At 65.9% G+C, this 26,175-nt stretch carries 16 protein-coding genes and 1 tRNA gene; 10 read left to right on the forward strand and 7 right to left on the reverse strand.

Features of this window, described 5'->3' with window-relative positions:
• Window position 1 precedes the first annotated feature (1 nt).
• Window positions 2-1,315 carry a phosphotransferase gene (locus AMS67_RS15470; RefSeq protein WP_053388148.1) on the reverse strand — a complete coding sequence of 438 codons (1,314 nt, stop codon included), beginning with the start codon at window positions 1,313-1,315 and terminating at the stop codon, window positions 2-4.
• A 126-nt stretch (window positions 1,316-1,441) separates the two neighbouring features.
• Between AMS67_RS15470 and nudC the strand changes: the two genes are divergently transcribed.
• On the forward strand, window positions 1,442-2,449 hold the full coding sequence (gene nudC, locus AMS67_RS15475; RefSeq protein ID WP_053388149.1) for an NAD(+) diphosphatase: 1,008 nt from the start codon (window positions 1,442-1,444) through the stop codon (window positions 2,447-2,449).
• A complete protein-coding gene (locus AMS67_RS15480) occupies window positions 2,439-4,139 on the forward strand; it encodes an ATP-dependent helicase (RefSeq protein ID WP_082305558.1) in 1,701 nt (566 codons plus the stop codon). The genes nudC and AMS67_RS15480 overlap by 11 nt, the downstream gene beginning before the upstream one ends.
• A 3-nt stretch (window positions 4,140-4,142) precedes the next feature.
• On the opposite strand, the gene AMS67_RS15485 is transcribed toward AMS67_RS15480, so the two are convergent.
• Entirely contained in the window at window positions 4,143-5,150 is a 1,008-nt protein-coding gene (locus AMS67_RS15485) for a hypothetical protein (protein ID WP_053388151.1), read from the reverse strand.
• A 126-nt stretch (window positions 5,151-5,276) separates the two neighbouring features.
• Entirely contained in the window at window positions 5,277-6,701 is a 1,425-nt protein-coding gene (locus AMS67_RS15490) for a zinc-dependent metalloprotease (protein WP_053388152.1), read from the reverse strand.
• 129 nt (window positions 6,702-6,830) lie between these two features.
• Here AMS67_RS15490 and AMS67_RS15495 point away from each other — a divergent pair, with 129 nt between their 5' ends.
• Together AMS67_RS15495 and AMS67_RS15500 are read left to right on the forward strand one after the other, a co-directional pair.
• Window positions 6,831-7,964 carry a YlbL family protein gene (locus AMS67_RS15495; protein WP_241488112.1) on the forward strand — a complete coding sequence of 378 codons (1,134 nt, stop codon included), beginning with the start codon at window positions 6,831-6,833 and terminating at the stop codon, window positions 7,962-7,964.
• A gap of 105 nt (window positions 7,965-8,069) precedes the next feature.
• Window positions 8,070-11,099, forward strand: coding sequence for a UPF0182 family membrane protein (locus AMS67_RS15500; protein WP_156316699.1), 3,030 nt, complete (start codon window positions 8,070-8,072; stop codon window positions 11,097-11,099).
• Between the two features lie 204 nt (window positions 11,100-11,303).
• On the opposite strand, the gene AMS67_RS15505 is transcribed toward AMS67_RS15500, so the two are convergent.
• Window positions 11,304-11,380 (reverse strand) — tRNA-Met (locus AMS67_RS15505).
• Between the two features lie 253 nt (window positions 11,381-11,633).
• Between AMS67_RS15505 and AMS67_RS15510 the strand changes: the two genes are divergently transcribed.
• From AMS67_RS15510 to AMS67_RS15520, 3 genes are all read left to right on the forward strand, one after another.
• Window positions 11,634-14,936 (forward strand): hypothetical protein, encoded by a 3,303-nt coding sequence (locus AMS67_RS15510; RefSeq protein WP_193787091.1) that lies wholly within the window; start codon window positions 11,634-11,636, stop codon window positions 14,934-14,936.
• 190 nt (window positions 14,937-15,126) lie between these two features.
• Window positions 15,127-16,887 carry a S1C family serine protease gene (locus AMS67_RS15515; protein ID WP_053388154.1) on the forward strand — a complete coding sequence of 587 codons (1,761 nt, stop codon included), beginning with the start codon at window positions 15,127-15,129 and terminating at the stop codon, window positions 16,885-16,887.
• 126 nt (window positions 16,888-17,013) lie between these two features.
• Window positions 17,014-19,401: a CDP-glycerol glycerophosphotransferase family protein gene (locus AMS67_RS15520; protein ID WP_053388155.1), complete on the forward strand. Its 2,388-nt coding sequence runs from the start codon at window positions 17,014-17,016 to the stop codon at window positions 19,399-19,401.
• On the opposite strand, the gene AMS67_RS15525 is transcribed toward AMS67_RS15520, so the two are convergent.
• Complete coding sequence (locus AMS67_RS15525; protein ID WP_053388156.1) at window positions 19,398-20,453, reverse strand: glycosyltransferase family 2 protein; 1,056 nt, start codon at window positions 20,451-20,453, stop codon at window positions 19,398-19,400. The genes AMS67_RS15520 and AMS67_RS15525 overlap by 4 nt on opposite strands.
• Before the next feature lie 96 nt (window positions 20,454-20,549).
• Between AMS67_RS15525 and AMS67_RS15530 the strand changes: the two genes are divergently transcribed.
• Window positions 20,550-21,782 carry a CDP-glycerol glycerophosphotransferase family protein gene (locus tag AMS67_RS15530; protein WP_053388157.1) on the forward strand — a complete coding sequence of 411 codons (1,233 nt, stop codon included), beginning with the start codon at window positions 20,550-20,552 and terminating at the stop codon, window positions 21,780-21,782.
• Here AMS67_RS15530 and AMS67_RS15535 read toward each other — a convergent pair.
• Window positions 21,779-22,504 carry an ABC transporter ATP-binding protein gene (locus tag AMS67_RS15535; RefSeq protein ID WP_053388342.1) on the reverse strand — a complete coding sequence of 242 codons (726 nt, stop codon included), beginning with the start codon at window positions 22,502-22,504 and terminating at the stop codon, window positions 21,779-21,781. The genes AMS67_RS15530 and AMS67_RS15535 overlap by 4 nt on opposite strands.
• A 46-nt stretch (window positions 22,505-22,550) precedes the next feature.
• Window positions 22,551-23,378 carry an ABC transporter permease gene (locus AMS67_RS15540; protein WP_053388158.1) on the reverse strand — a complete coding sequence of 276 codons (828 nt, stop codon included), beginning with the start codon at window positions 23,376-23,378 and terminating at the stop codon, window positions 22,551-22,553.
• A 177-nt stretch (window positions 23,379-23,555) separates the two neighbouring features.
• Here AMS67_RS15540 and AMS67_RS15545 point away from each other — a divergent pair, with 177 nt between their 5' ends.
• Together AMS67_RS15545 and AMS67_RS15550 are read left to right on the forward strand one after the other, a co-directional pair.
• Window positions 23,556-24,578, forward strand: coding sequence for an ABC transporter ATP-binding protein (locus AMS67_RS15545; protein ID WP_370726596.1), 1,023 nt, complete (start codon window positions 23,556-23,558; stop codon window positions 24,576-24,578).
• Window positions 24,548-26,119, forward strand: a complete 1,572-nt coding sequence (locus AMS67_RS15550; protein WP_053388160.1) for a hypothetical protein — start codon at window positions 24,548-24,550, stop codon at window positions 26,117-26,119. Before AMS67_RS15545 ends, AMS67_RS15550 begins: the two co-directional genes overlap by 31 nt.
• Window positions 26,120-26,175: the final 56 nt, after the last annotated feature.

The raw sequence follows: 26,175 nt of genomic DNA on the forward strand, positions 1-26,175 counted from the left end.
GCTACCGCTGCGGGCCGGCGGGGAGATCCTCGTCGTCGATGGGTGCCGTGAGCTGCGCATCATGATCGCCTTCGACTGCGGCCCACCCGCTCGCCGGGAGCGGGTCGATCACGTCGGTGATGCCCTCGATCACATCGGTCGCGTGCTCATCGGTGCTCGACATTGCGGTGTCGGAGTCGGAGTCGGTCGCGGTGCCATCCGTCGTGTTCGAATCTCTCGAGTCGGCAGATTCGCCGGATTCGGTGAGCGGCTCGATGAAGTCGGTGTCGACGCCGAACATGCGATCCTCATCGAGACCCTCGAACGCCGCAGTATCGGAGTGCGCCTCGTCGATGATCGGCGTCTGCGAAAGCAGTGCGATGACCTCGGCGGCGTCGAGCGGCGCCGCCGCAACCGCCGCGGTGAACGCGGCGCCGAGCGCGCCGCCCGTGCCCACCAGGCGGTCGAGCATCGTCACGGCATCATCGATCACGGTTTGATCATGCGATTCGGTGCCGTGGAGCAGCCATCGCGCGACCTCAAGCTCGTGGTACAGCGCTGCTCGGGCTCGCAGATGGGCCAGCGACTCGCTGTTTCGCGCGCGTGCATAGCGTGCGATGACCGCATCGAGCACGTCGGAGCTTCCCTCGAGCAACCAGGCGAGATCCGACGCGGGATCGCCAACGGCCAACTCCGACCACCCCAGCACGGCGGTGATCCGGTCATCTTCCACGCGCATGAGCTCGGCATCGAGCGAACCGTGCACCATCGTCGGAGTGAAGTCCCAGAGGTCCGCCGTCTCAAGCACGTGCGTCCACCGGCGACGCACGGTCTCCGGCAGCAATCGCGTGGCGTCAGCGCGATCGACGAGACGCGTCGCGAGCAGGCGCAGATCGGTCGCGGTGCGTACCGGCAGGCCCCCGTTCTGGGCCACCGTGATCGGAAGTTCATGGATGGCAGCGATGGCCTCCGCGATCGGGCCGAGCAGAATCGCGTCGTCGGTCAGATCTCCGGTTGAGAACCGCGCGCCGTCGAGGTGCGTGGTCACGACCGCGCGAGAATCGCCGGCTCGGGTCAAACCCATCGTGGTCGGCACGGTGAACGGCAGGCGACTGCGCGGCCCGTCGGTGAGCGCCGCGAGTCCCAGCAGCTCAGCGGACTGCTGCACTTCTGCATGCTGGGTACGCGGCACCCGCACGAGCAACTCGGCATCCTCCGTGACAACCACCGCTGCGACGAACGTATCGTCGTTTTCATACTCGCGGACGCCGAACACCGTGAGTCCCGGCACCGCGGAGGTCGACAGCGCGGCTAGAGTGAAAGGGATGCTGGCCATGTACTCAGGGTATGCACGCGCGACGGTCATGCCGCTGCGCCACGCGCACCGAGTCGCAGCCCGCTGGCAACTCTAAGCAGCGACGCGATCCCCGGTCGCCGGGGGCCGCGCACGAGAGGGGACCTCATGACCTCGGATCGGCCACCACTGGCGAGCGGAGCGCTCGACCGAGACGCTGCCACGCGTCTGGATCCGGAGCTGCTGCGCTCCGCGATGTCGGATCCATCCGCGCGACTCCTGATGATGCGCGGTGTCGAGATTCCGGTGATTGACACGAGCGACTCGGTCGCAATCGCATGGTCCGTGCCGAGCGCACTCGATGTTCCCGGGGCAGCGGAAAGCGAGACCGGCACCCCGGCCCCTGAATCGACTCCCGACGTCTACATCGGGCGAATTGACGGAGCTCCGGTGTTTGCGCGGGCGATTCCCGCGCAAAGCTCGGGGGAGACGGTCGAAGCGGGCGAACGTGCTCCCGAGTCGCCGACCGGTCACCCCGAGGCGCAGTGGGTGCACCCATTCCTTGTCGGGGCTCGATTGTCCGATGCCGAACGTGAGACGATCGGGGTCGCGTCGGCGCTGCTCCGCTGGCATGAATCGGGGCGTTTCTCTCCGCGCGAGGGATCGCTGACCTCGCCGGTGCAAGGTGGTTGGGCCCGGCTCGACGCGCGTGGCGGGGAGCATTTTCCGCGCACCGACCCCGCGGTCATTGTGATGATCGAGCACGAGGACCGGATCCTGCTGGGCTCGAATGCGCTCTGGGAAACCGGACGCTTCTCACTGCTCGCCGGATTCGTCGAAGCCGGCGAATCGCTTGAACAAGCCGTCGCCCGCGAAGTGTTCGAGGAGTCGGGCGTGCAGCTCGACGGCATCACGTATGTGACCTCGCAGCCATGGCCCTTCCCGCGCTCACTCATGCTGGGATTCCGCGCACGACTCGCAGCCGGGGCTGACCCGCAGCACTTGGTCGCCGACCCGGCCGAAATCTCCGAGCTGCGGTGGTTCACTCGCGCGGAGTTGCAGCATCCCGCTCCCGATCTGACGCTGCCAATGCCGTTGTCGATCGCCCGCTGGATGATCGATCGATGGGTGGCCGAGGGCGACGATCGCACCCCGCGGGACATCCGTGAGCACTGACGCTGACGCGATCCTCGATGCGCTCGACCCCGAGCAACGAGAGATCGCCGAAAGCCTGCGCGGGCCTGTCGCCGTGCTCGCCGGTGCGGGCACGGGCAAGACCCGCGCGATTACGCATCGCATTGCCTACGGCGTGCGGACTGGCGCGTACGATCCCGAACGGGTGCTCGCAGTGACATTCACCCGCAAAGCCGCGGGGGAGCTGCAGGGGCGACTTCGCGGCTTGGGCGCCGAAGGCGTGCGCGCGCAGACCTTTCACGGCGCCGCACTCGCACAATTGAACCATTTCTGGCCGCAACTGGTCGGCGGTGCGGCTCCGCAGATGCTGCCCGGAAAAGTTGCGGCGCTGTCGCAGACCGTCGAATCGCTCGGCTTCCGACTCGGGGGTGAGGCGCTCCGCGACGTGGCCTCCGAGATCGAGTGGCGCAAGACCAGCATGCTGAGTATCGATGCCTACGCCGAGCGCCTCGATCGCAGACCCGTGCCGCAAGGCTTGACCGCCGAGCAGCTTCTCGACGTGCACCGGGGATACACGTCGCTGCTCGAACAACGACGGCAAATCGACTTCGAAGACGTGCTGGTGCTCATGACCGGCATGCTGGAAGCTGAGCCGCGAGCCGCGCTCCAGGTGCGCGAGCGCTACCGGTTCTTCACCGTCGACGAGTACCAGGACGTCTCGCCGCTGCAGCACGCGCTCCTCAAAGTGTGGCTCGGCGACCGCGACGATCTGTGCGTCGTGGGCGATGCGAGCCAGACGATCTACTCGTTCGCCGGGGCGTCGAGCGGGTACCTGCTGCGATTCCGCAGCGAGTACCCTCGGGCGCGCGAGATCCGCCTGGAACGAAACTATCGCTCCACGGAGCCGGTCGTGCGTATTGCCAACCGCTTGATGCGCGATCGCCCCGGGGCGCTCACCCTGCGGGCCGCTCGTGACGCTGCAGCGGGTCGCGGCGTGGCCGCGCCGACATTCGAATGGTTTGCCACCGAACACGACGAGGCCGCAGCCGTCGCCGGGTCGATCGCCGCAGCGATTCGTTCGGGGACGCCGGCCTCAGAGATCGCCGTGCTGTATCGCACGAATGCGCAATCGGCCCGGATCGAGGAGGCCCTGCGCCAGTTCGAGATCAGCTCCCGCGTTCACGGTGCCCAGCGGTTTTTCGAACGCGCCGACGTGCGGCAGGCCGTCATGCTCATTCGCGGCGAGGCGAAAGTGGCTGATGACCGGCCGCTCTTTCAAATCGTCAGCGACGTGCTGCGCTCGGGTGGGTGGAGCGCCAAAGCACCGGAGGGCGCTGCGCAACGGGAGAAGTGGGAGGCGCTCGGCGCACTGCTCGGCCTGGTCGACGAAATGCCCCCGGGCACGAGCATTCGCGAGTTCAGTGAGGAGTTGCTCGCGCGCCAGCGGATGCAGCACGAACCCACCGTCGAAGCGGTCACCCTGAGCGCGATCCACGCGGCGAAGGGTCTGGAATGGTCGCTCGTGCACGTGGTCGGGCTGAGCGAGGGATTGCTGCCGATCGCGCACGCGGACACCGAAGACGCCATCGATGAGGAGCGTCGACTCTGCTATGTCGCCTTTACTCGAGCGCGTGACCTGTTGAGGCTCTCGGGCGTAGCCGGCGGCGCGCGTGCGAGACGCCAGCCCTCTCGATTCATCGCTGAGGCCGGAATGGTCGCCGCAGGGCGTTAGACGTCACCCGTTCACCGTTTCTCGCGGCGCATCACGAGCCCGCGAAGCGGTTGCCGAGATCGGCGACGTCGTGCAGAGGCACTCGGGATGGGGGGAGACCGCTTCGACATCGATGCTGGCCTGGTGCAGGGCCTCGGGGCAGGTAATACGCGTCTGTGTCAGATGCACTGACGGGTCGTGCGCGAGCCAACGGCGCACGTAGTCGGCGATGTGCGCGGCTGCCAGCACCGCGGCGTCGCCGCGCTCGCTCGCAACTGCAGACGCGGAAAGCTGGGCGGCTAAGGCGGCAGTGGCGCCGTCGGCTGCGACGCGGTGCAGCGTCAAACACGTATGGCAGGGCCCGCGGCCGGCAACGATGAGCGGGCCGACGACGACAGCGCGATCAGTAAAGCGAACCAGCAAATGCGGAATGCCGCGCATCGCCCATCGATCGGCGCGCGCGAGTGGATCCCAGTATCGTTCGACGACAATGGCGAGGTCCGCCTCCCGTGCCGTGTCGGCGTGCGCGGTTGCGGTCTTCCGGTCAGATGCTCCACCGACCCCGGCGGAGGGGGTTCTGAGCCAGTGCGAATCGTCGATTCCTTCGGATTCTGCGATCATGCGCACCCCACACGCGAGCAACCCGAACTTGAGTGCGGGTGAGGGGCGGGCGCCCTGACACACGACAGCTCTGAGGGCGCTTGGTTGGAGCTCGCGTGCGTCAGCGCTCGGGGCCTGCGCCTCCGCCCCGTCTGCGACGGGTTCGACAGTGACGGTCACCGGTGCAAGCGCGTCGATGACGGCGCGCGCATCTGCGAGGGTGGCCCCAACCATCATCGCCTCGATGTTGAGCCGGTCCGCATTCACGCCGCGACGGAGCGCACTCACGAACCGCTGCTGGCCGGCGCTGGGGGAGTGGAGTCGGGCGACAGCGTGCTCGAACCCCCAGCGCAGGGTATGCGGATCTTCCCAGCACACGGGAACATCGGTGATGAGTTGGATGCGCTGCGGAGTTCGATGTGATGCCTGCATATGAGCAGTGTGGGCGCTTCAACAACGCGAAACTCGGTTATGCACAGGTCGCCCGGTCCGATGCGCGCTTCCGCCCACATCCGCTGAAGTGTGAGCGCATCACGGATGCGCTATACGAGCCGAACCTCAGTGGCGCGGCTCGTCGCCGTCGCGGTGATCCTCTCCGTCTTCGCCACCGGCATGCGGCGGCAGCGACCCATCGAGCAGCTGAGCCAGCGCAACATCGAAGTCATCGACGGCCGGGGCCGCAGTCGCTCCAGCGAGTCCCAGGCGTTCGAGGAGTTGCGCCGGGTGATCCAGTTCCACAGAGGTCGGCAGCAGGTCCGGATGCGCCCACAGGCCGTCACGAGTGGCAATGTTGCTGCGCTCGCCAACAAGTCGCCATAGTGCCGCAGCCTCGCGCAACCGCCTCGGCCGCAGCTCGAGACCGGCCAGAGCAGCGAATGCATGCTCGGCCGGGCCACCCGTCGCACGGCGTCGACGCACCATCTCAGCGACCGCTTCGGCCCCCGGAATTCGTTTCGCCGCATCGGCAGTGACGACGTCGACCCACCCCTCGATCAGAGCGAGCATCGTTTCCAAACGTTCGTGGGCCGCCTCCTGCGACTCAGATTTCGGAGGGATCAAGGCACCATTCGAAATCAGCTCTTGGATCTGCTCGGGGTGCGACGGATCAATATCGCGCGCAATCTCCTCGATGCGGTCGGTATCGATGCGGATACCGCGCGCATAGTCGCCGATCGCGCTCAGGAGATGCAGGCGCAGCCATTTCGAATGCCGGAAGAGCCGGGCATGGGCGAGCTCACGAATGGCGAGATAGAGCGTGACGGTCTCGGGATCCTGATCGAGCCCCTCGGCGAACGCCGCGACGTTTGCCGGCAGCAGCGCGCCGCCCTCGCGTCCCTCGCCGGAGAGCAGCGGAATACCAATGTCGCCCGCAGAGACGACCTCGCCCGACAGCCGGCCGACGATCGTGCCCAACTGCACGGCGAACAACGCGCCTCCCACGCTGCGGAGCACCGGGGTCGCGCCCTGCAGTGCCGCACCGAGTTCCTCGGGCATCTGGCTCTCAAGCGCGTTCACCAGAGCAGCCGTAATCGACTCGGCGACGGGCTCGGCAAGCCCGACCCAGGTGTCGATCGATTGCTGCACCCACTCGATGCGGGAAAGCGTGCGCGGGGCGTCGGGAGTGGGGCCGAGGTCGGTTGCCTCGTCGAGCCAGAGCGCTGCGACCGGAAAAGCGCGAATTGCAGCGGCCGGATCGCCGGCACCGGCACCGTCGCTTGCCACCTCGATCGCCGTCTTCCGGGCGACCGACCAATCGATCTCGTCGGACGGATGCTGCATGGCGCCTTGCAGGGTACTGAAGAGCCCTTGGAGCGTCTGCGGATCGATGGGGATGCCGGCTGCCTTGGCGAATTGCTCGGGATCGAACCCGTTGGGAGGCGTCGCCCCGGTGCCCGAGAGCATGTCGCGCAGAATGCGCTGCAGCTCTTCGAAATCGCCCCCGGAATCCGGTCGTTCGACGCCGTCGTGGTCGTTCGCGCTCATGGCCGCCCCTCCGTTGTTGCTTCCTGAATAACGCTACGGCACCGTGCTCAGATGCGCCTGCTAGATTGACCGTCGCACGGCGATTTCCATTGCGCCGAGTGCGAACAGCACGGGGCATCAAGGAGTGAGTTGGGCAAGCAGGATGTGGGCGCGAACCCCGGATCGCAAGTTCGTCAGACGCGCGCTGCGCGGGGCAATCGGCGGCTGTGGGTGGCACTTGCCATCGCGATCCCGGTGCTGGTCGCCGGAGCGATTCCGTCGCCCTATGCCATCGAGCGTCCCGGTCCGGTCGTGAACACACTCGGCGAAGTCGAGATCGATGGCTCCGCATCACCGGTGCTGAACTTCGGCGACGCCCAGACCTATCCGACGACTGGCACGCTGAACCTGCTCACGGTGCAGATCCTCGGAAGCCCGGAGCAGCATCGCACCTGGCTCTCCCTGCTTCCCGCAGTTTTCGATCCATCCCAGCGGATCGCCCCGCTCACTGACTTCTACGCGACAGGCGAGACCTCGGAAGATCGTCAGGCGCAGAACACGGCGCTCATGTCGAGTTCGCAAGCGACCGCAGCCGCCGCGGCATTTCGGGAGCTCGGCGAACCGGTGGGCGTCGAACTGACGGTGGCGAATATCGCGGAGGGGAGCGCAGCCGATGGCGTGCTCCGCGAGGGCGATCGCATCACCGAGGTCGACGGCGACGCTGTCGTCGACTTTGCGATGCTGCGGCAACGCACCGCGGATACGGGTGCCGGCGGCACCATGCGCATCGGTATCGAACGAGATGGGAAGTCGCAGACGGTTGATCTCTCGCCGACCGTGCCGAGCGGGGGGTCTGAGCCGCTGATCGGCGCGACCATTTCCATCTCATACGATCTGCCCAGCCCCGTCGACATCGAGCTCGAAGACATCGGCGGGCCGAGCGCTGGAATGGTCTTCGCGATCGCGATGGTCGACCGACTGACGCCGGGCGATCTGCTGAACGGGATGACCGTGAGCGGCACGGGAACGATGGCCGACACCGGAGAAGTCGGTGCAATCGGCGGCCTCGAGCAGAAGATGTGGGCAGCCTCGAGGGCCGAGAGTGATTTGTTCCTCATGCCGATCGGCAATTGCAGCGACGTGCCCGAGCACGTTCCTGACGGCTTGAACGTCGCACCGGTCGCCACGCTCTCCGAGGCGATCGACGCGGTGCAGCTCGCTGCCGACGGCGGAACCCCCGCCGGGCTGGAACGCTGCAACGCGGCGACGGCGAGCGCGCAGTAGTCGCGCGTCGCCAGAGATGCTGACCTCGGGTTTTGTCAGCCCCGCCCGATAGGGTGAAGTGATCCACCCCGCCCGGCACCCCTCGGGTGCGCTCAGGACAGGAAAGTGAACGAAGACGTGACCGACCCGAATAGATCGGCCGAGGCGACCAGCCAGCGCCGACTCTCGCCGCTCGCCATCACCATCATGTTGGTGGTGGCTCTCATCCTTGGCTTCCTCGCCGTCGCCGCAGTGATGGCCGAAGTGATGTGGTATCGCCAAGTGGGGTACCTGCCCGTGCTCACGACCCAGTGGATCGCGGCGGGCGTCATGTTCGTCATCGGGTTCCTCGGCATCGCCGTGCCCGTGTTCCTCGCGATCGACATCGCGTATCGACGCCGTCCGGTCTACGCACGCCTCACCGCGCAACTCGATCGGTATCAGGAGCTCTTCGAGCCGCTGAGGCGTCTGGTGAAGTGGGCGCTCCCGGCAGTCGTCGGCCTGTTCGGGGGTTTCAGCACAGCCACGCAGTGGCAGAGCGCGCTGCTCTGGATCAATGGCGAGGCAACCGGCGAGAAAGACGCGCAGTTCGGCCTCGACATCTCCTTCTACCTCTTCAATCTGCCGATGCTGCAGGGCATCGTGGCGTTCGCCTCGGCCGCGACACTGCTCGCGCTGATCGCCGGCGTCGCGACCAGCTACCTGTATGGAGGCATCGCGTTCGCAGGCCGCGATGTGCGTGTCTCGAAGGCGACGCGCATTCAGGCTGCGGTGCTCGCCACCCTCTATCTGCTGCTGCAGGCGGTGAGCCTCTGGCTCGACCAGTACCGTACGCTGACCGGCTCGAGCGGCATCCGCACCGGTGCGCTCTTCCAAGATGTGCACGCGGTGATTCCGGGCAAGCAGATTCTCGCGGGAATTGCGATCATCGTCGCGATCCTATTCTTGGTCACCGCCTTCACCGGCAAGTGGCGACTCCCGGTGATCGGTACCGCACTCTTCCTCGCATCGAGCATCGTGCTCGGCATCGGTTACCCCTGGGGTGTGCAGCAGTTCCAGGTAGGCCCAGACGAGAAGAGCCTCGAATCCGACTACATCGAACGCAATATTGAGGCCACGCGCACGGCGTACGGTATCGATGACGTGCAGGTGGAGCGCTATGACGCATCGACAGATGCCGAGTCCGGTGCGCTGCGCGACGACGCGACAACGACGGCGAACATTCGCATCATCGACCCCGAGGTCGTCTCGCCGACGTTCTCTCAGCTCGAGCAGATTCGCCAGTACTACCAGTTCCCGACGTCGCTGAACGTCGACCGCTACGAGATTGACGGCCAGGTCGAAGACACCGTGTCCGCGATCCGCGACATCAATATCGAGGATCAGACGGGCTGGTACAACCGCACGCTCGTGTACACCCACGGATATGGGCTTGTCGCGGCATTCGGCAATCAGCGCTCGCCGGGCGGTGAACCCGTGTTCCTCGAGAACGGCATCCCGACGAGCGGCAAGCTCGGCAAGTTCGAACCCCGCGTGTACTTCGGCATGGACTCTCCCGAGTACTCCATCGTCGGCGGGGAGCGGTCGAAGGCAATCGAGCTCGACTTCCCCGCTGACGCGGAGAGCACGGCCGAGGCCTCAGCAGAAGACGCGACTCCGGCTGAGCCCGATGCCGCCGAGTCTGAGCAGTCCACCGAGGAACAAACCACCGAGGCCGCGCCCGAGGGTGAAGAAACCGCCGAGGAGGGCGGGCGTCAGAACATGACGACGTTCTCCGGCGACGGTGGTCCGGTGCTCGACAACATCTTCACCAAGCTCATTTACGCCCTGAAATTCCAGGACATGGAGGTGCTCCTCTCGGGCGCTGTCGTTGACGGCTCCCAGATCCTCTACGACCGCAACCCGGTCGACCGCGTGCAGAAGGTGGCGCCGTATCTGACGATCGACAAGGCACCGTACGCTTCAGTGGTCGATGGGCGGATCGTGTGGATCGTTGATGGCTACACGACCTCTGACAACTACCCGTACTCCGAGAAGTCGGACATGAACGCGTTGACGGTCGACGCCGATAACAAGGAGCGCGATCCGCTCGGCAAGCCGATCAATTACATTCGCAACTCGGTCAAGGCGACGGTCGATGCGTATGACGGCACCGTTTCGCTCTACGCCTGGGACACAGAAGATCCCATCTTGAAGTCGTGGGGCAAGATCTTCCCGGGCACGCTCAAGAACGTGTCCGAGATGAGCGGTGATCTGCTCAGCCACGTGCGCTACCCGAGCGACATGTTCAAGGTGCAGCGCGCCATGCTCGGCGAGTACCACGTCACCGACTCTGATGCCTTCTACTCGGCAGAAGACAAGTGGCGCACTCCCGATGACCCGGTATCGAGTGCGTCCGCCGGCGCGCAGAAGTTCGCTCAACCGCCGTATTACCTGACGCTCGCGGCAGGCGCGGATGCGGAGCCGAACTACTCGATCTATTCGACGTACATCCCATCGCAAACGGGCGAAGGTTCGCGAGACATCCTCACGGGCTATCTGGCTGCCAACTCCAACGCCGGATCAAGCGACGGAGAAGTTTCGAAGGACTACGGAACGCTGAAGCTCCTGCAGCTTCCGAAGGGCGACCCGATTCCGGGCCCCGGCCAGGTGCAGAACAGCTTTACGACCGATTCGAACGTGTCGAACCTGCTGAACATCCTGCGCCAGGGCGAGAGCGAAGTGATCAGTGGAAATCTGCTGACCTTGCCGGTCGGCGGTGGGCTGCTCTATGTGCAACCGGTCTACGTGCAAGCGAAGTCGGGCACGAGCTTCCCGATTCTGCAGAAGGTGCTCGTATCATTCGGTGATCAGATCGCCTTCGAGGACACGCTCGATGAGGCGCTCGACGCACTCTTCGGCGGCAACTCGGGCGCGGATGCCGGTGACACGGGAACCACGCCGACCACGGAAGATCCTGAGACGCCGAGTACCGGTGGCACCGGCAGCAGCAACTCGGGTGGAGATTCCAAGCCTTCATTGGATGCGTCGTTGAAGGACCTGCAGGAGGCCTTCGCGGCCCGCGACGAAGCCATGAAGTCGGGCGATTGGGCCGCGTACGGCGAAGCCGACAAGCGCGCCAAGCAGGCGCTCGAGGACGCGCTCGCGGCGGAGTAGCGGGCGTCTGATCCGACACTGGAGCCCCGAACGATGGCATTCGTTCGGGGCTCCAGCTGTCTCTGCGCGGTCGAATCTGCGGATGACGAGTGGTCCGCTCACACTGGCGCTGTCGAGAGCACAACGAACGCGAGTGAGTGACTGCATCGGTACGCAAACGGCGAAAGGCCCCTGATCTGAATCCCAGATCAGGGGCCTTTCTTATGGTTGCGGGGGCAGGATTTGAACCTACGACCTCCGGGTTATGAGCCCGGCGAGCTACCGAACTGCTCCACCCCGCGGCACAAGAATCTACGTTAGCACGCTCGACCGTGGTGCGCAAGCGCGCGGTGCCGTCAGGGTGTGGATAGCTCCTGCGCGCAGCGCGAGTGCTCGGCGAGGATCGCTCCACGCCATCCGTCACGCCGCCCGGGTGGTGCGGTGTTGTCGCGGCCTTGAGAGGAGCATCACATGTTGCATCGCCCACGATTCGTTGGGAAGGGGCGCCGATCGTTCGAGCGCAGGAAAGGGCGGAGGTCGAGTGTCGGTGCCCGGATGCTGGGCGCTGCGCTCGTGACGGTGATGATGGTCACTGTGGGCGTTGCTGGAACTCCTGCGGTGGCAGAAGCCGTGCCACGAGGGGAGCAGGTCACGTTTCCCGGGGGAGTGACGATCAGCAATTTCGTGATGCCGAATGGCACGCGGGCCTACTGCGTCGAAGTCTCCATGGGGGAACCATCAGGCGTGATCTCCGAAGCCGGGAGGCTGTCGTATTTGCTCGGCCGAGAGGGCAGGTTTCCGGCATTCATGGAAACCAGCGGAATCCGGCAGATGAACTACCTCATCGATCAGCACGGCCAGACGCACGATGCGTGGACCGCGGCCGCAGTGCAACTGACGATCTGGAGAATGCGGGAGCGCTTTCAACCGGGCAATGCCACGCTCGACCGTATGATCGGCGTACTGCAGAGCTCGACTCGCGGGCAAGATCTGATCCAGGCGTCCGATCGACTGTACGCGGAAGCACGTGACGCCGCCGTGCCGCCTGCGAAGCCACGGCCGGTCACCGGGGCGCTGGGGCTGACACGTGTCGGTGGGGCAGAAAGTCTCGAATTCCGACTGACGTATCCCGCAGGTACCACTTCAGTGTCGGTCACCGGAGGCACGTTTGATCGTAACGGTGCAGCGAGACTCGACGTTTCAGGCCGAGAAGGCGGCAATGAACGGGTGACCGCCAGCGCCGATGCCGGCGAACTTCGCGCCTCGGGTTCGTGGGTCGTCCGGGGCGCTCGCGGCTGGGACGCACTGCTCGATGTGTACAACACTTCCACGAGTTCGGGTGGAGTGGGTCAGCGCATCGTGGTGGCCACCGGGAGCTCGACACAATCGGACCTGACCGGGCGCTTCGCCGAGGCTACTCACGATGTCCCGCCGCCGCTCGAACCGCCGACGGCGGCCTCCCATGCACTTGCTGCTGCAACGGTCGGTGGGGTCATGTACGACGAACTGATCGTCACGCAGCAGCCGGGAACACGCTTGCGCATGTGGCCGGAGGCCACAGCAGAATTTGTGGCGTACCTCGAGCCGGAGGCCGGTGCGGTGAAATACGATGCATCGTGGAAGCCGATACTCGGTGCGGCCTATGAAGCGCAAGCGGAAGATCCGGAGTCGGGAGTGCCGCTCTGGCGCGAATGGTGGGCGGATGCCGATGGGAAGCCCCTTCGAGATGCTGCGGGCGAACCCATTCCCACAACGGATGCTGCCGGTGTCCCGACCGCGGGTGTCGCCGCAAACGGCACCCCGTATCCCCAGCAAGAGGTCACTGCGAATGGTGTCCCTCGGACGGATGCCGAGGGAAACCCGGTGCTGCTGCAGGGGCGAGATGCAGTCATGGAGCAGCGGCAAGATCCGGAGCGTTGGAGCGCTGAAGAACTCGCGGCGCTCTCGACCGAGCAGCGCTGTCTGGCTCAGCCGGTGTTCACGTCTGCGAACATCGACGTGCCCGGTGCCGGAACGGTGCGGTCGGACGAGACTCCGGTGCGATCCTCAGGAACCATTCACTGGGTGGAACGCGTGAGCTCATCCGGAAAATTGGTACACGAGGGCGAATGCGGCGTCGCGAACGAGACGACGAAAATCGACCAACCCGCGATCGAGACCCAAGCGCTCAGCGATGCCGTGCTCGGTGACGAAATCTACGACGTCGCAATCGTCTCAGTGACACTCGCGGAAGGAGCGGAATACTCCGTGCAATTCGATGCGTATCGGGCCCCGGAGGCTGAATCCGGCGAATGGGCAGCTGAGGCGACCTGCACCGCCGCGAATATCGTGTTTCGTTCGGCAGCTGTGCCGGTGACCGACGTCGGCGAGGTGCGCTCTCCGAGCGTCGTCGCGACGCCCGAACTGGGAACCCGTATTTGGTGGGTTGAAACACTCCGTCTCGAGACACCTGATGGTCCTGAAGTGCTGCATCGCGGAGCGTGTGGTCTTGAGAATGAGACGACGAATGTCGGGATGCCGGTCGTCGAGACCGTTGCGGTCGAAACGTCCCCTGCCGGTGCGGTCATCACCGACACAGCGATCGTTTCGGGCGGCATCGCGGAGAACGCGGGCGCACGCTGGGAGATGACGTTCGCGGGATACCGGGCCTCGAGCGGCTCGGCTGAATCGAGTGACGATGACGCTGATCGGTCCGGTGGATCCGCGGCGGTCTGCACGGCTGAGAATCTGCTCTTCGAGACCGACCCAGTTCCTGTCTCGGGGCCAGGCGAAGTGCGGTCACCAGAGGTGATCGCGGAGCCCGAATGGGCGGGCGCAATCTGGTGGGTGGAGACGCTGTGGGTCATACAGGGTGATACGCGCACAGCGCTCCACACGGGGGAGTGCGGTCTCGACACAGAGACGACCGTCGTCACGAAACCGGAGGTCACGACGCACGCAAACGCAGTCGTCGCAATGGGAGATCGCATCTCCGACACGGCGACCGTCACCGGAGAGCTCGCTGCCCGTGACGGGGCCGAGCACCAGATCGTCTTTCGCGGATATCGGGGAGAGGCGTCGCTGACGGGTACTCCCGCAGCGGTCTGCACCGACGAGAACCTCCTGTTCACGACAGACGCGGTTGCGGTCACTGAAACGGGCGATGTGCAATCTCCCGAAATCACGGCTCTGCCGGACTTCGGTGACACCGTGTGGTGGGTCGAAGAGCTCTCGCAGCGGGACGAACACGGCGAACGTGTGCTGCACACTGGAGAGTGCGGGTTGCCCGGCGAAACCAGCACCGTGCAGACCCCGCTGGTACGCACCGAGTCGGCGGGGTCAGTCGAGGTCGGTCAGCCGATGTTCGATACGGCGATCGTTACCGGCGCGTTTCCCGAGCGCGAAGATGTCGCCTTCCGCGTGCGCTTCACGGCGTTCCAACGGAGCTCGAACGGTGACCTGAGTTGCGCCCCTGGGACAGAGATCCCAGACCTGAGCGATCCGGAAGGCGTTGCAGTGACCGGTCCGGGCCGTTTCGCTTCACATTCGGTCGAGACTCGCCAGGCCCACCTCGGCCTGGGCGGATTTGTCGAGACGCTGGTCATGGTCGTCGACGGCCGAGAGTACGTGGTTGCTCGTGGCGAGTGCGGTGCGAGCGATGAGAATTTTGAAGTGCGTCTGCCAGGGGCCCCGTCAACCGAGCTTCTGGCGCAGACCGGGGAAGCTCGCGGCCCCCTTCTCTGGTGGATCGCTGGCGGAGGCATCGCCGTCGTCGGCGCCGCGTTGCTGGTGATCCGCGTCGTGCGTCACCGTCGCGAGCCACTCGTGCACGAGTGCCCGGACCTGAGTGAGGGAGGATTCATGCCGACGCGTGATTGACGCGTTCTTAACAGCGCCGTGCAGGTGTGGACTTGATCCTTGCGGTCATCTCAGCGCGCACCTGCACGGCGCATCGGGTTCCCGGGCGCCGGATCGGACCACTGTGCGGAAGATGCAGTCGCTCTGCAGGTCTCCCAAACGTAATTCATAGATTCGCTGTCCATGCTGTACGTAAGAGAAGGGAGCCCCCATGAGCACCACACCCGAGAACGACCCATACGGTCGCCCGATCACCCCCGAGGGCCGCGTCGCAGGTGACGCCCCCGCAGAAGGCCATGCGGCACCGGTCGTCCCCACGCAGGCGACGTCGCCGCTGCCCGAGGTGCCCGCGGCGGGTTCCGCGGCCGATGCAACGGAGACCTCGCGGCTCCCCGAGACCGTGCACCCCGCGTACGCCCCGCAGCCGCCCGCAGCGACGAACCCCCCGGCCCTGCCATTCCAGCCCGAGACGCAAGTGCAGCCTGCCGTCCAGCAGGCACACGTTGCGCAACAGCCGCTCGCGCCGCAGGGGGCATACCCCGCTCCCGCCGGCGCGGTGCCGCAGCCGTCGCACCAGTACGCAGGTTCCGAGACGCCGCAGGCCTCTGCTGGAGTCGCCTTTGGCGCGCCGGTGCATGAGCAGCAGCACCCGCAGGCCGGAGGCGGAGCCGGCGTTCCCGCGTTCCCAGCGGCAGCACCCGCGGGCAATACCAGCGGCGGCAAGAATCGCACCGGGGCGCTCCTCGCCGGACTCGCAATCGGAGCGCTGCTCGGCGGGGTCGTCGGCGGCGGAGTCGCTGCCGTCGTGTCGGCGAACGCGAACCACAGCAGCACTGCCACCGCGAGTGGCAACAGTGCGATCACGCTGAACAACGCCGAGAATGCCACGGCGATCTCGGGGGTTGCGGCAGTCGCGACCCCGAGCGTCGTGACCCTCGAAGTGTCCGGTGCCAGCGCGAGCGGGTCGGGCTCGGGCGTCATCTATCAGAAAGACGGATACATCATCACGAACGCCCACGTCGTCACGCTCGACGGAGCTGCGATGAGCGATGCGAAGATCCGGGTGAAGCTCAGTGATGGGCGCATCTTCGACGGCAGCGTCGTGGGCGTCGATCCCTACGCTGATCTTGCGGTCGTGAAGGTCGATGCGACTGATCTCCCCGCGATTACCGTGGCGGATTCCGACAAGATCGATGTCGGCGACCTCACGGTCGCCATCGGCGCCCCGCTCAACCTCGCGAACACCGTGACGAGTGGCGTCGTGAGCGCACTGAATCGCGGCATCTCGGTGGGCAGCCCGCTGATCGGCGACGACCAGAGCCAGCAAGACGACGGCAGTGGTGACACCGGCAGCGAAGGCAATGGCGACAGCGGAAACGGCTTCCCCTGGGACTTCCGCTTTGGTCTTCCTGATGAACAGAACGGTGACAGCGGTCAGCAGCAGCAGTCGACGTCATCTGGAAGTGTGACGCTGCCCGTCATCCAGACCGATGCATCGATCAACCCCGGCAACTCGGGCGGCGCGCTGCTGAACGGCAACGGCGAACTCATCGGCATCAACGTGGCGATCGCCTCGACCTCCACCACCGGTGATACCGCTGGCAGTGTCGGGCTGGGCTTCGCGATTCCGGCGAATCTCGCGACGCGGGTTGCCGACGCGATCATCGCCGGCGAGCAGCCGTCGCACGGATTGCTCGGCGCTTCGGTCGCGGACTCCTCGCAAGACACGGATGCAGATGCGAATCACGCGGGCGGCCTGCTCGTCGACGTGTCGAGCGGTGGCGCGGCCGACAAGGCCGGGCTGAAGTCGGGCGACGTCATCACTGCGGTCGACGGTGTTGCTGCCGTCGACGGCACCTCGGTATCCGCATTGATCCGCGAGCACGCCGGGGGCAGCACCGTCAAGATCGAGTACACGCGAGGTGGTGAACCCGGCGAGACCGAGGCAACGCTCGGCACGCTCGAGTACTGAGCTCGACCCTCCCACGGTTCCCTCTGAACGCCGCGGACGACATCCTCTCGATGTGGTTCGCGGCGTTCGCGTGTGTGCGGGCCAGTGCCGATCGCTGCGGCAACTGCATGCCCTACAGTTGTGGGAATGAGTACCGCAGGAACCCCCGCATCGAGCGGTGCTATCTCTCGACTGCTCGCGATGGCGGCCTTCGCGATCTCACTCCTCGTCTCGTGGTTCGTGCCGCGACGCCCGGATCGATGGATGTTCGGCAGCTGGATCGGGGTCGGTGAGGGCGCACTGGCCGTCGCGCGCGAACTACGCGACACCGATCCGAACGCCCGCATCTTCTGGGCCGTCGCCGACGAAGCTGAAGCGGCGCGAGCGACCGCCGAGGGCTTCACCCCAGTTCTCCGTGACAGTTGGGCGGGGTTCACCGCCACACTCACGTCCCGGCAGATCGTGATTACTCACGGGTACCGCGATGTCAATCGATTCGGGATCGCCGGAGCCTCGATCACTCACCTCGGGCACGGTGTGCCGCTGAAGCGCTTGCATCACCACCTCGCGCGTTCGACAGAGGGGCCTGGATTCGCGCGGGCGATCCTGCGTCGCGTGTATCGCCTCGGGGCCGAACGCGTGCAGCTGTACGTTGCGGCATCGGTGACGAGTGCGAGGCGGCTGCGTCAGGCGAATCGTGTGGCTCCCGGACGCGTACGCGCTCTCGGAGACGCGCGCGACGATGTGATCGTCGCGCAGGCGGCGGATCCAGTGCTTGCTGCGAATGCCCGCGCGGGGGTGCGCCGACTGCTCGGCCTCGCGACTGACGCCTCGACAGCGGACGAGACCCTGATCTTCTACGCGCCCACCTGGCGTGACGGTGCGCCGGACCCCGCCGTGCCGACGCCCGAAGAAGCCGCTGCGATCACGACGTGGCTGGCAGCGCACAGCGCGCGATTGGTCATCCGATCGCACCCCATGGGGAGCGGCGCCTACGATGCGGCGTTCGGCTCGGCCGACGTTGACGCGGGGAACGCACGCGTGCTCGCGCTCCCGGCAACCATCGCCCCAGACATCACCCCGCTGCTCGGAGCATTCGATGTCGTGATCACCGATTACTCGTCGATCGCGATCGATTTCGCGCTGCTGGAGCGCCCGATCGTGTGGTTCGCGCCCGATGTGGTGCACTACTCGGCGACGCGAGGGCTGTACGAGCCCCTCGAGATCACGGCATCGGGTCACGTACAGCTCACGTGGGCGGAGACGCTTCGGCGCCTGAGTACGGTAGTAGATGCAGGCCCTGGTAGGCGGCAGGCCGAAATCGACGCTCGCGACCTCGCACGTCGTTTCCACGACGCGCCTCAGGGCGGCGCTGCGGCACGAGTGCTCGCCGAGATTCGTCGGCTCGCGCTGCCGGCGGCCGAACGGGTCGAATCCGGTGTCTTCTTCGAGAGCTTCGAAGGGCGCCAGGTGAGCTGTAATCCACTCGCCATCGACCGTGAACTGGCTCAGCGCTTTCCTGATCAGACACGGTATTGGAGCGTGGTGGACGAGACCATCGCGGTACCCGAAGGCGCGATCCCGGTGCTCGTCGGCAGCGCGGACTGGTTCGCCGCGCGTGCGCGGGCACGACTGCTGGTGGTCAATGATTGGCTCCGATACGGGTTTCGGCGCGGTCGAGATCAGTTCGTGCTGCAGACATGGCATGGCACCATGCTCAAGCACCTGGCCCTCACCCGGCCGAACACGGGGTTGCAGACACGCATCGCGACGCGGCGCGAGAGTCGTCGATGGAGCCTGCTGCTCTCCCAGAACCCGCACTCGACGTCGCAGTTCCGCGAGAGCTACGCGTATCAGGGCCCGATACTCGAAACCGGGTACCCGCGCGACGATCGCTTGGCACGGGCGGTGGTGAACTCTGCAGGTGGTCCGGAGCGCATACGCATTCTGCAGGACGGAGCGAGGCGTGCTCTCGGAATCGCCGATGGCCCCCGCGTGCTCGTGTATGCGCCGACATGGCGCGAGAGCCGTCGCGGGCAGGCGGCGGATCCACAAGTGCTTGATATCGCTGCGCTGATACAGGCGCTCGACGAGCCAGACGATCCCTGGGTGATCGTGACTCGCGGGCACGTGCGTGTGCAGGGGGTGCCTGGGGGAGCGATGGGTGCGCACGATCCGCGAATCATCGATGCCTCGACGCACCCCGATGTCAATGACGTGATCCTGGCCGCTGATCTGTTCGTCACCGACTATTCGTCGACGATGTTCGATGCCGCTGCAGCTGCGGTGCCGATGGCGTTCTACGTGCCTGATCTTGCCGACTATCGTGACCGTGAGCGCGGGTTCACTTTCGACTTCGAGGCGTCGGCTCCCGGCCCATTGCTGACGACTCCGGAACAGTTGATCGACACGGCCCGCGCGGGGGTGCCGTACACCGAGGCGTACGAGGCATGGCGCCAGCGGTTCACCCTGCACGACGACGGCGGCGCGGCCAGCAGGGTCGTCGACGCGCTCGTCGATCGAGGCGTCTGTTAGACCCGCGAGCGATCGACCACGCGTCCACCGCCGAAGACGATGCCGCGCAGAAACCCGCTTCCCCAACTCAGATGCATCGTGATGAGCGTCACGGCGGTGAGCGCGCGATCGCGGAGGCCGCGCTGGTCAGGGATGCGCCACGTTGCGAACAGGATCGCCCCGAGGTAGAGCGCGGCCGGCGCCAAGAGTACCGGTGCCGGTGAGGCCCACGAGACGAGTCCGCAGAGCAGCAGCGCGAGCGCAACGAGGCTCAGAACGAGTCCGAGCACCAGTGCTCCCGGCATGAAGAAACGCCAGGGATTTGCGCGTCCGTAGCGACGCACGAGTACTGCGCGCCACGTGCCCGTGGCAAAGAACTGGCGTGCGAGGTCGCCGAGGCTTGAGCGAGGCCAATACGTGACTCCCAAGGCGGGCTCGAACCAGACCGTGTAGCCGGTTCGTCGCAGTCTGAGGTTGAGTTCCCAGTCTTCGCCGCGCAGGATCGCGGGGTCGTACCCGCCCACCGCCTCGAGGGCGGTACGGCGGAAGATTCCCAAATAGGCCGACTCGGCCGGACCAGGGGTGCCATCTCCGTGATAGGCGCCGCCACCGAGACCGAAGGGGCTGTTGTACCCACGCGCGATGGCACGCTGTACGGCACCGGCTCCGGCAGCGCGCATAACGCCGCCAACGTTTGCGGCGTCGCTCTGCCGGAGTGCGGCGACGCCACGGCGCGTGTAATCGGGTGTCAACTCGGAGTGCGCGTCGACACGAACGATCACCTCGTGCGTGCCCGCAGCAATGGCGTGATTGAGGCCGGCTGGAATATCTCGTTCGGGATTGTCGACGAGCACGACTCGCGGATCCTCATCTGCGAGTCGTGCAGCAATCGCGTTGCTCCCATCTCGAGACGGGCCGAGGGCGAGCACAATCTCTTTCTCGCCGGCGTAATCCTGGGCCAAGATGGTGCGAACGGCCTGCTCCAGAAAACCCTCTTCGTTGAGCACCGGCATGACATACGTCACCGCAGGGAGCGCGTCGAGCGCAGGAAGCCGCGGAGTCGGTGAGGTCACTGGATGATCCTCCCATACCGGTCGCCGGGTGACCCTCCATGCGTTGTCGTCGTTTGTCGCCAGAAACCCCGCAGGCCCGCCCAGTAAGCTGTTCGGATGCAATTGGCGAAAGATGCGAAACGCGCGCTCAGGCTCGGCAAACGAGTGCTGAAGGGTCGTCAATCGTACTTTCAGGTGCGTCAGCTCATCGCCGAACGGGGCGTCCTCCCCACGCAGCACTATCGTGTGGGGGTCTACTTCGCCGATAGCGACGTCAATATCTACCAGATGCGCCAGTGGTATGCGCCGCTCCGCCGCCTGTCTGAAGAATGGCCGGTGCTGGTGCTCGCGCGCAATGCGGCGGGTGCCCGTCAGCTGATGCAAGAGAGCGGGCTCGACGTCGAGTTCGTGCCGAAAGTCACGCATCTCGAAAACGTCGTCGCTGAGCAGCGCCTCGATGTGGTGCTGTACGTGAATCAGAACACCCGCAACTTCCAGATGATGCGCTACGGGCATCGCTGGCACGTGTTCGTCAATCACGGCGAAAGCGACAAAATGTATATGACGAGCAACCAGCACAAGTCGTACGACTTCGCGTTCGTTGCCGGAGATGCGGCACGGGAGCGGCTGTCGGCAGCGCTGTGGAGGTACGACGTCGCCACGCGCACGTTTGCGATCGGCAGGCCACAGGCCGATCACCTTTCGGGCGAGCCGCCGTTCACCGCAGACGAGCGCACCGTCGTGCTCTACGCGCCGACGTGGGAGGGCGACCGCCCGGCTGCAGCCTATGGCTCGGTCGCGACGCACGGCGAAACACTCGTGCGGCAACTCCTGGCAACCGGGAGGCACCGAGTCGTGTATCGGCCGCATCCGCGTAGCGGTGTCGTTGACAGCGACTTCGGCGCGGCGAATCGGCGCATCATCGCAATGCTCGAGGCAGCGAACCGTGAAGACGCGTCGGCTCAGCACGTCTACGACACGAGCCCGGCACTGAACTGGCAGCTGAGTCTGCCCGATGTGGCGATCTGCGATATCTCGGCGATGGTGTACGACCGACTCGCCACGGGAAAGCCGCTAATGGTGACCCGGCCGCTCTCGTCTGACGCCGCAGTCGACGACGGCGGGTACTTGAGCGTCTGCGAGTGGCTCGACGTCGCGCACACACCGGATATCGTCGCGGTGCTGGACCGGGTGATCGGTGACACTGCGGCTCGCGAACGCCTCGGCACCTGGTCTCAGCGGTACTTCGGCGATACGACGCCTGGTTCGCCGACCCGGCGATTCCACGCCGCGATCGGTGAGCTCATCGAGCGGGCCGATGCGGAGCGCAGGGCCGAGCAGCCCGACTAGGCCGGATGGTCGGTGTTGTAGCGATCCAGCACCGCATCGATTGAACCGTCGAGCACGAGCGCACCGCGATCGAGATAGAGTCCGCGCGTGCAGAACCGCCGCAGGTCGCGTTCATTGTGCGATACGAGGAAGAGCGTCTTGCCCTCCGCCAGAATCTCTTCGATGCGGCGGTAGCACTTCGCGCGAAAGGTCTTGTCGCCCACGGCAAGCACTTCATCGACGAGCAGCACGGGCTCGTCGAGTTGCGAGATGACCGAGAACGCCACGCGCACCTTCATGCCGCTCGAGAGGTGCTTGAAGGGGGTGTCGGTGACATCCTCTGCGCCAGCGAATTCGATAATCGAGGCGAAACGTTCGGCGATCTCCGCACGCTTCAGGCCGTGCAGGCCCGCCGTGAGCCAGACGTTGTCTCGCACGGTGAGGTCCCCGACGAACCCGCCCGTGATCTCGATCAGTGGCGCGACCCCCGCGTGCACCTGCACCCGGCCCTCATCGGGGAAGAGCACCCCGGCGACCAGCTTGAGCAGGGTCGACTTCCCCTGGCCGTTTCTGCCGACGACGCCGATCGCCTCACCGGGGCGCACATCGAATGACACGTCGCGCAATGCCCAGAACTCGCCGGGCCGACCGCGTCGTGCGCGACTGGCGAAGAGATCCTTGAAACTGCGTCGCGAGCCTCGGTTGCGACGGAAGCGAACACCGAGCCCGGAAGCCGAGATGATCTGATCGGTCGTCGAGGCGGACGACGACGCGGATGATGCGGTCACGTCACAGCTCCTTCAGCACGCCGCCGATGGTGCGGCGGAAGACGATGATGCCGATGCCCAGGAACACGAACGTGAGCACGGTGGAGACCGCCATGAGCGGCCAGTTGATCTGATCCGGGAAGAATCCGGCCCGGAACATCGCGAAGATGCCCGAGAGCGGGTTGATCCAGGCGAGCGGCTGCGCGAAGTGCGGCAGATCCGACGCGCCGTAAATGATCGGTGATGCGTAGAAAAGGACTCGCAGCACGAGCTTGGTGGCGCGCTCGAGATCACGGAAGAAGACGACGAGCGGGGCGATGATCAAGCCGACGCCGAGGGTGAGTACTGCGAGCAGGATCACCGCGACGGGCAGCAGCACGATCTCCCAGGTCACATGAGCGCCCGTGAAAATCGCGAACGCGGCCAGCACGGGGAGGCTGAGGAGAAACTCGATGCCCTTCGAGCACACGATGCGTCCCACCCAGATCCACCGGGGGAGCGCGACCGAGCGCACGAGTTTCACGTCGCGCAGGAACGCCTTCGTCGAGTCGGTGATTGCACCGTTGACCCACACCCAGGGCAGCATTGCCGTGAGCAGGAAGACGATGTACGGCTGTTCGCCGACCGTGCGATGGAAGACCTGCGTGAATACGAACCAGTAGATCAGGCTCATGAGCAGTGGATCGAGAATCGACCACAGGTACCCGAGCAGTGAAGTGGAATAGCGCACCTTCAAGTCGCGCCGGGTGAGGAGCCACAGCGACGACCATGCGCTGGCGCGCGAGGGGCGATGGTGGGGTGCAGAAGTCACACCGCTATTCTGCCGCTTCTCGCGCTTCGGCGAGGCCATCACGGGCGGGCCGGATGTTTTGCTAAATTAGATCCCGTGCCGCCCGTAACTCCGTCAGCCATGCCCGTGCCCGAACCCCAAGGGGGGTCGATGTCCGGCGAAGCGACGGCAATCGGCGATTCCGTGAACTCCGGAGCGGGGAGCTCGCGCGTGCGACCAAGCCGCGCTTCCGGTGGAATGCAGCCGGTGAGTCAGCCGCCGCAACCGGGCGTCGTGTCTTCCGGTGACGCCCCGAATACGGGCTTCGACGATGCTTCCGCGCCCACCGAAGCTGTGAATGTGCAGGCAACGCGGCCCGAGGGTGCCCCCGGGGCGCCGCCGGAGACGACTCAGGCTGTAGCCGAAGAACCGCGCGCACCCCGCACCGGGCGCATTCAGGTGCCCGTGCCGTCCGTCGTTCGGGCTCGCGAGCGCGGTCGCATCGCCGAGCAGAACCCGGTGGTGCTGCGCACCGAGATGCTGACGAAGACTTACGGCTCACTGGTGGCCGCGGGTGACGTCTCGATCGACGTGCACGCAGGCTCGTTCACGGGCTTCGTCGGCCCGAACGGCGCCGGAAAGACCACGACGCTGTCGATGATCAGTGGGCTGCTCCGACCGACTTCCGGCCGCGTCACGGTGGGTGGCGTCGATGTCTGGACCGATGGCCCCGCCGCGAAACGCCTCATCGGCACGCTGCCCGACCGCCTGCGGCTCTTCGACCGCCTCACGGGTGCCCAGCTGCTCTACTACAGCGGCGTGTTGCACGGCGTCGCTGAGGCCGCCGTCGCACAACGCTCGGCTGAGCTCGCGGAAGCCTTCGGCCTGGAGAGCGCGCTCGGTCGACTGGTCTCCGATTACTCGGCTGGCATGCAGAAGAAGATCGCGCTCGCCTGCTCGATGATTCATGCGCCCGAGGTACTGGTGCTCGACGAGCCGTTCGAAGCGATCGACCCGGTTTCTGCCGCCAATGTGACCGAGATTCTCGAGAAGTATGTTTCCGGCGGTGGCAGCGTAGTCATGTCGAGCCACAGCCTCGATCTCATCCAGCGCGTCTGCGACCACGTGTCGATCATCGTGGATGGCAGCGTCATTGCTCAGGGCACCGTCGACGCGGTGCGCGACGGTCTCAGCCTGGAGGAGCGCTTCGTGCAGCTCACCGGAATCAGTGATGCGAAGAAGGGGCTCGAATGGCTCTCCGGCTCTTCCGACTCCGAGTAGCACTGCTGGGCGGCAGCTTCCGCGGAGGATTCGGGGCTTCGTTCCGCACGTTCGCCGTCTTCCTGCTCCTGGCGCTGGGAGCGGTCGCGCTCGCAGCGCTGCCGCGTCTGCTCGCGAACTCGTCGAGCGAGCTCGATCTCATTGATCTTCTCGTGGGCTCCATCGTGCTTGCGGCCGTATTCCTGGTGCCGTTCTTCGAGAACCGCCGGGCGCTCGATCCGCGTCAGCTCGCCCAGTTCCCTGCAGGGTCGGGCGCCATCGCCAATGGGCTGCTGGTCTCTACCGTGCTCACATGGCCGTTTTTCCTGCTCGTGGTCTGGATGACGGCGCTCGGCGTGCTGCGCCCCGAGTGGAACGCAGCCGGTTGGGTCGCTCCGGCCGCACTCATTCTCATCGCCGTGTTCGCCTTGTGCAGCGTGCGTGTCGTCTCGCTGATGTCTCGCCTCATCGCCGGAGAGCGATTCGCGGGGGCCCTGCGTACGGCAGGGTCGGTGCTGCTCGTCGCGCTGCTGCCGCTGGCGGTGTTCGCGGGCGCCACACTGTTCGGTGCAGGGGGAATCGCGACGGCCGAACAGGCCGGCCGGGTGCTGACCTGGACTCCGTTCGGAGCTCCGTTCGCGGCGATCGATGCTGCAGCGAGCGGCGATCAGTCGGCGGCGCTCACGCTGCTCGGTGTCAGCGCCGCGGCATCCGTGGTGCTGCTCGCGATCTGGTTCCCGCTCGTCGCACTTGCCGTGCAGCGAATCGAACGACCGCTTGCTCCGGGTGTCGCCCGCAGCGGCCTGGGGTGGTTCGAACGCTTCGCCGCTCGTCCTGCCCAGGTGATTGCCGCTCGACAGCTGACCTACTGGTCGCGCGACCCCCGCTATCGGGTCGCGCTCTTCGCGATTCCCCTCGCTCCCGTGCTGATGCTGGTCGCCTTCGCGGTCGCTGGCGCCGACCTGCGGATGCTGGCGCTCATTCCGCTGCCCGTTGTGCTCCTGCTGCTGGGATGGTCGCAGCACAACGACGTCGCCATGGACTCCACGGCGATCTGGGAGCACGTGGCCAGCGGCACGCGAGGCCGCGCCGACCGCGCCGGGAGACTCGCCCCCGTGCTCATGATCGGGGTGCCCACCGCGGTGATCGGCTCGAGCATTACGGTCACGGTGTTCGGCGACTGGAGAGTGCTGCCGGCGGTCGTCGGCATGAACCTCGGCGTGCTGTTCGCCGCGGCCGCGATCTCCAGCGTGTTCTCGGTGCTCTCTCCGTACCCGGCGACGCGGCCCGGCGACAGTCCGTTCGTGCAGCCGCAGTGGTCTGGCTCCGGCTCGGGCCTCGCGCAAACGCTCTCGATGGTGCTCGCTCTGGCGTTCTCAGCGCCTCCGGTCTGGTTCGCGGTGCAGGCGATCATCGACGTCGAATTCTTCACGAACATATGGGCGCTCGGGTTCGGCATTGTCTACGGCATCATCGTGCTCGTACTCGGTATCGTGATCGGCGGCTGGCTCTTCGACCGCAGCGGCCCTGAACTCATCGCGGTCACGCAGGTCTTCGACTGAACGCGAGCACGGTCAGATTCAGAGCCGTTCGCGCGGGCAGTTCGGCGGAGTACACT

The sequence above is a fragment of the Leucobacter japonicus genome (genome assembly GCF_001273855.1).
GTDB lineage: Bacteria > Actinomycetota > Actinomycetes > Actinomycetales > Microbacteriaceae > Leucobacter > Leucobacter japonicus.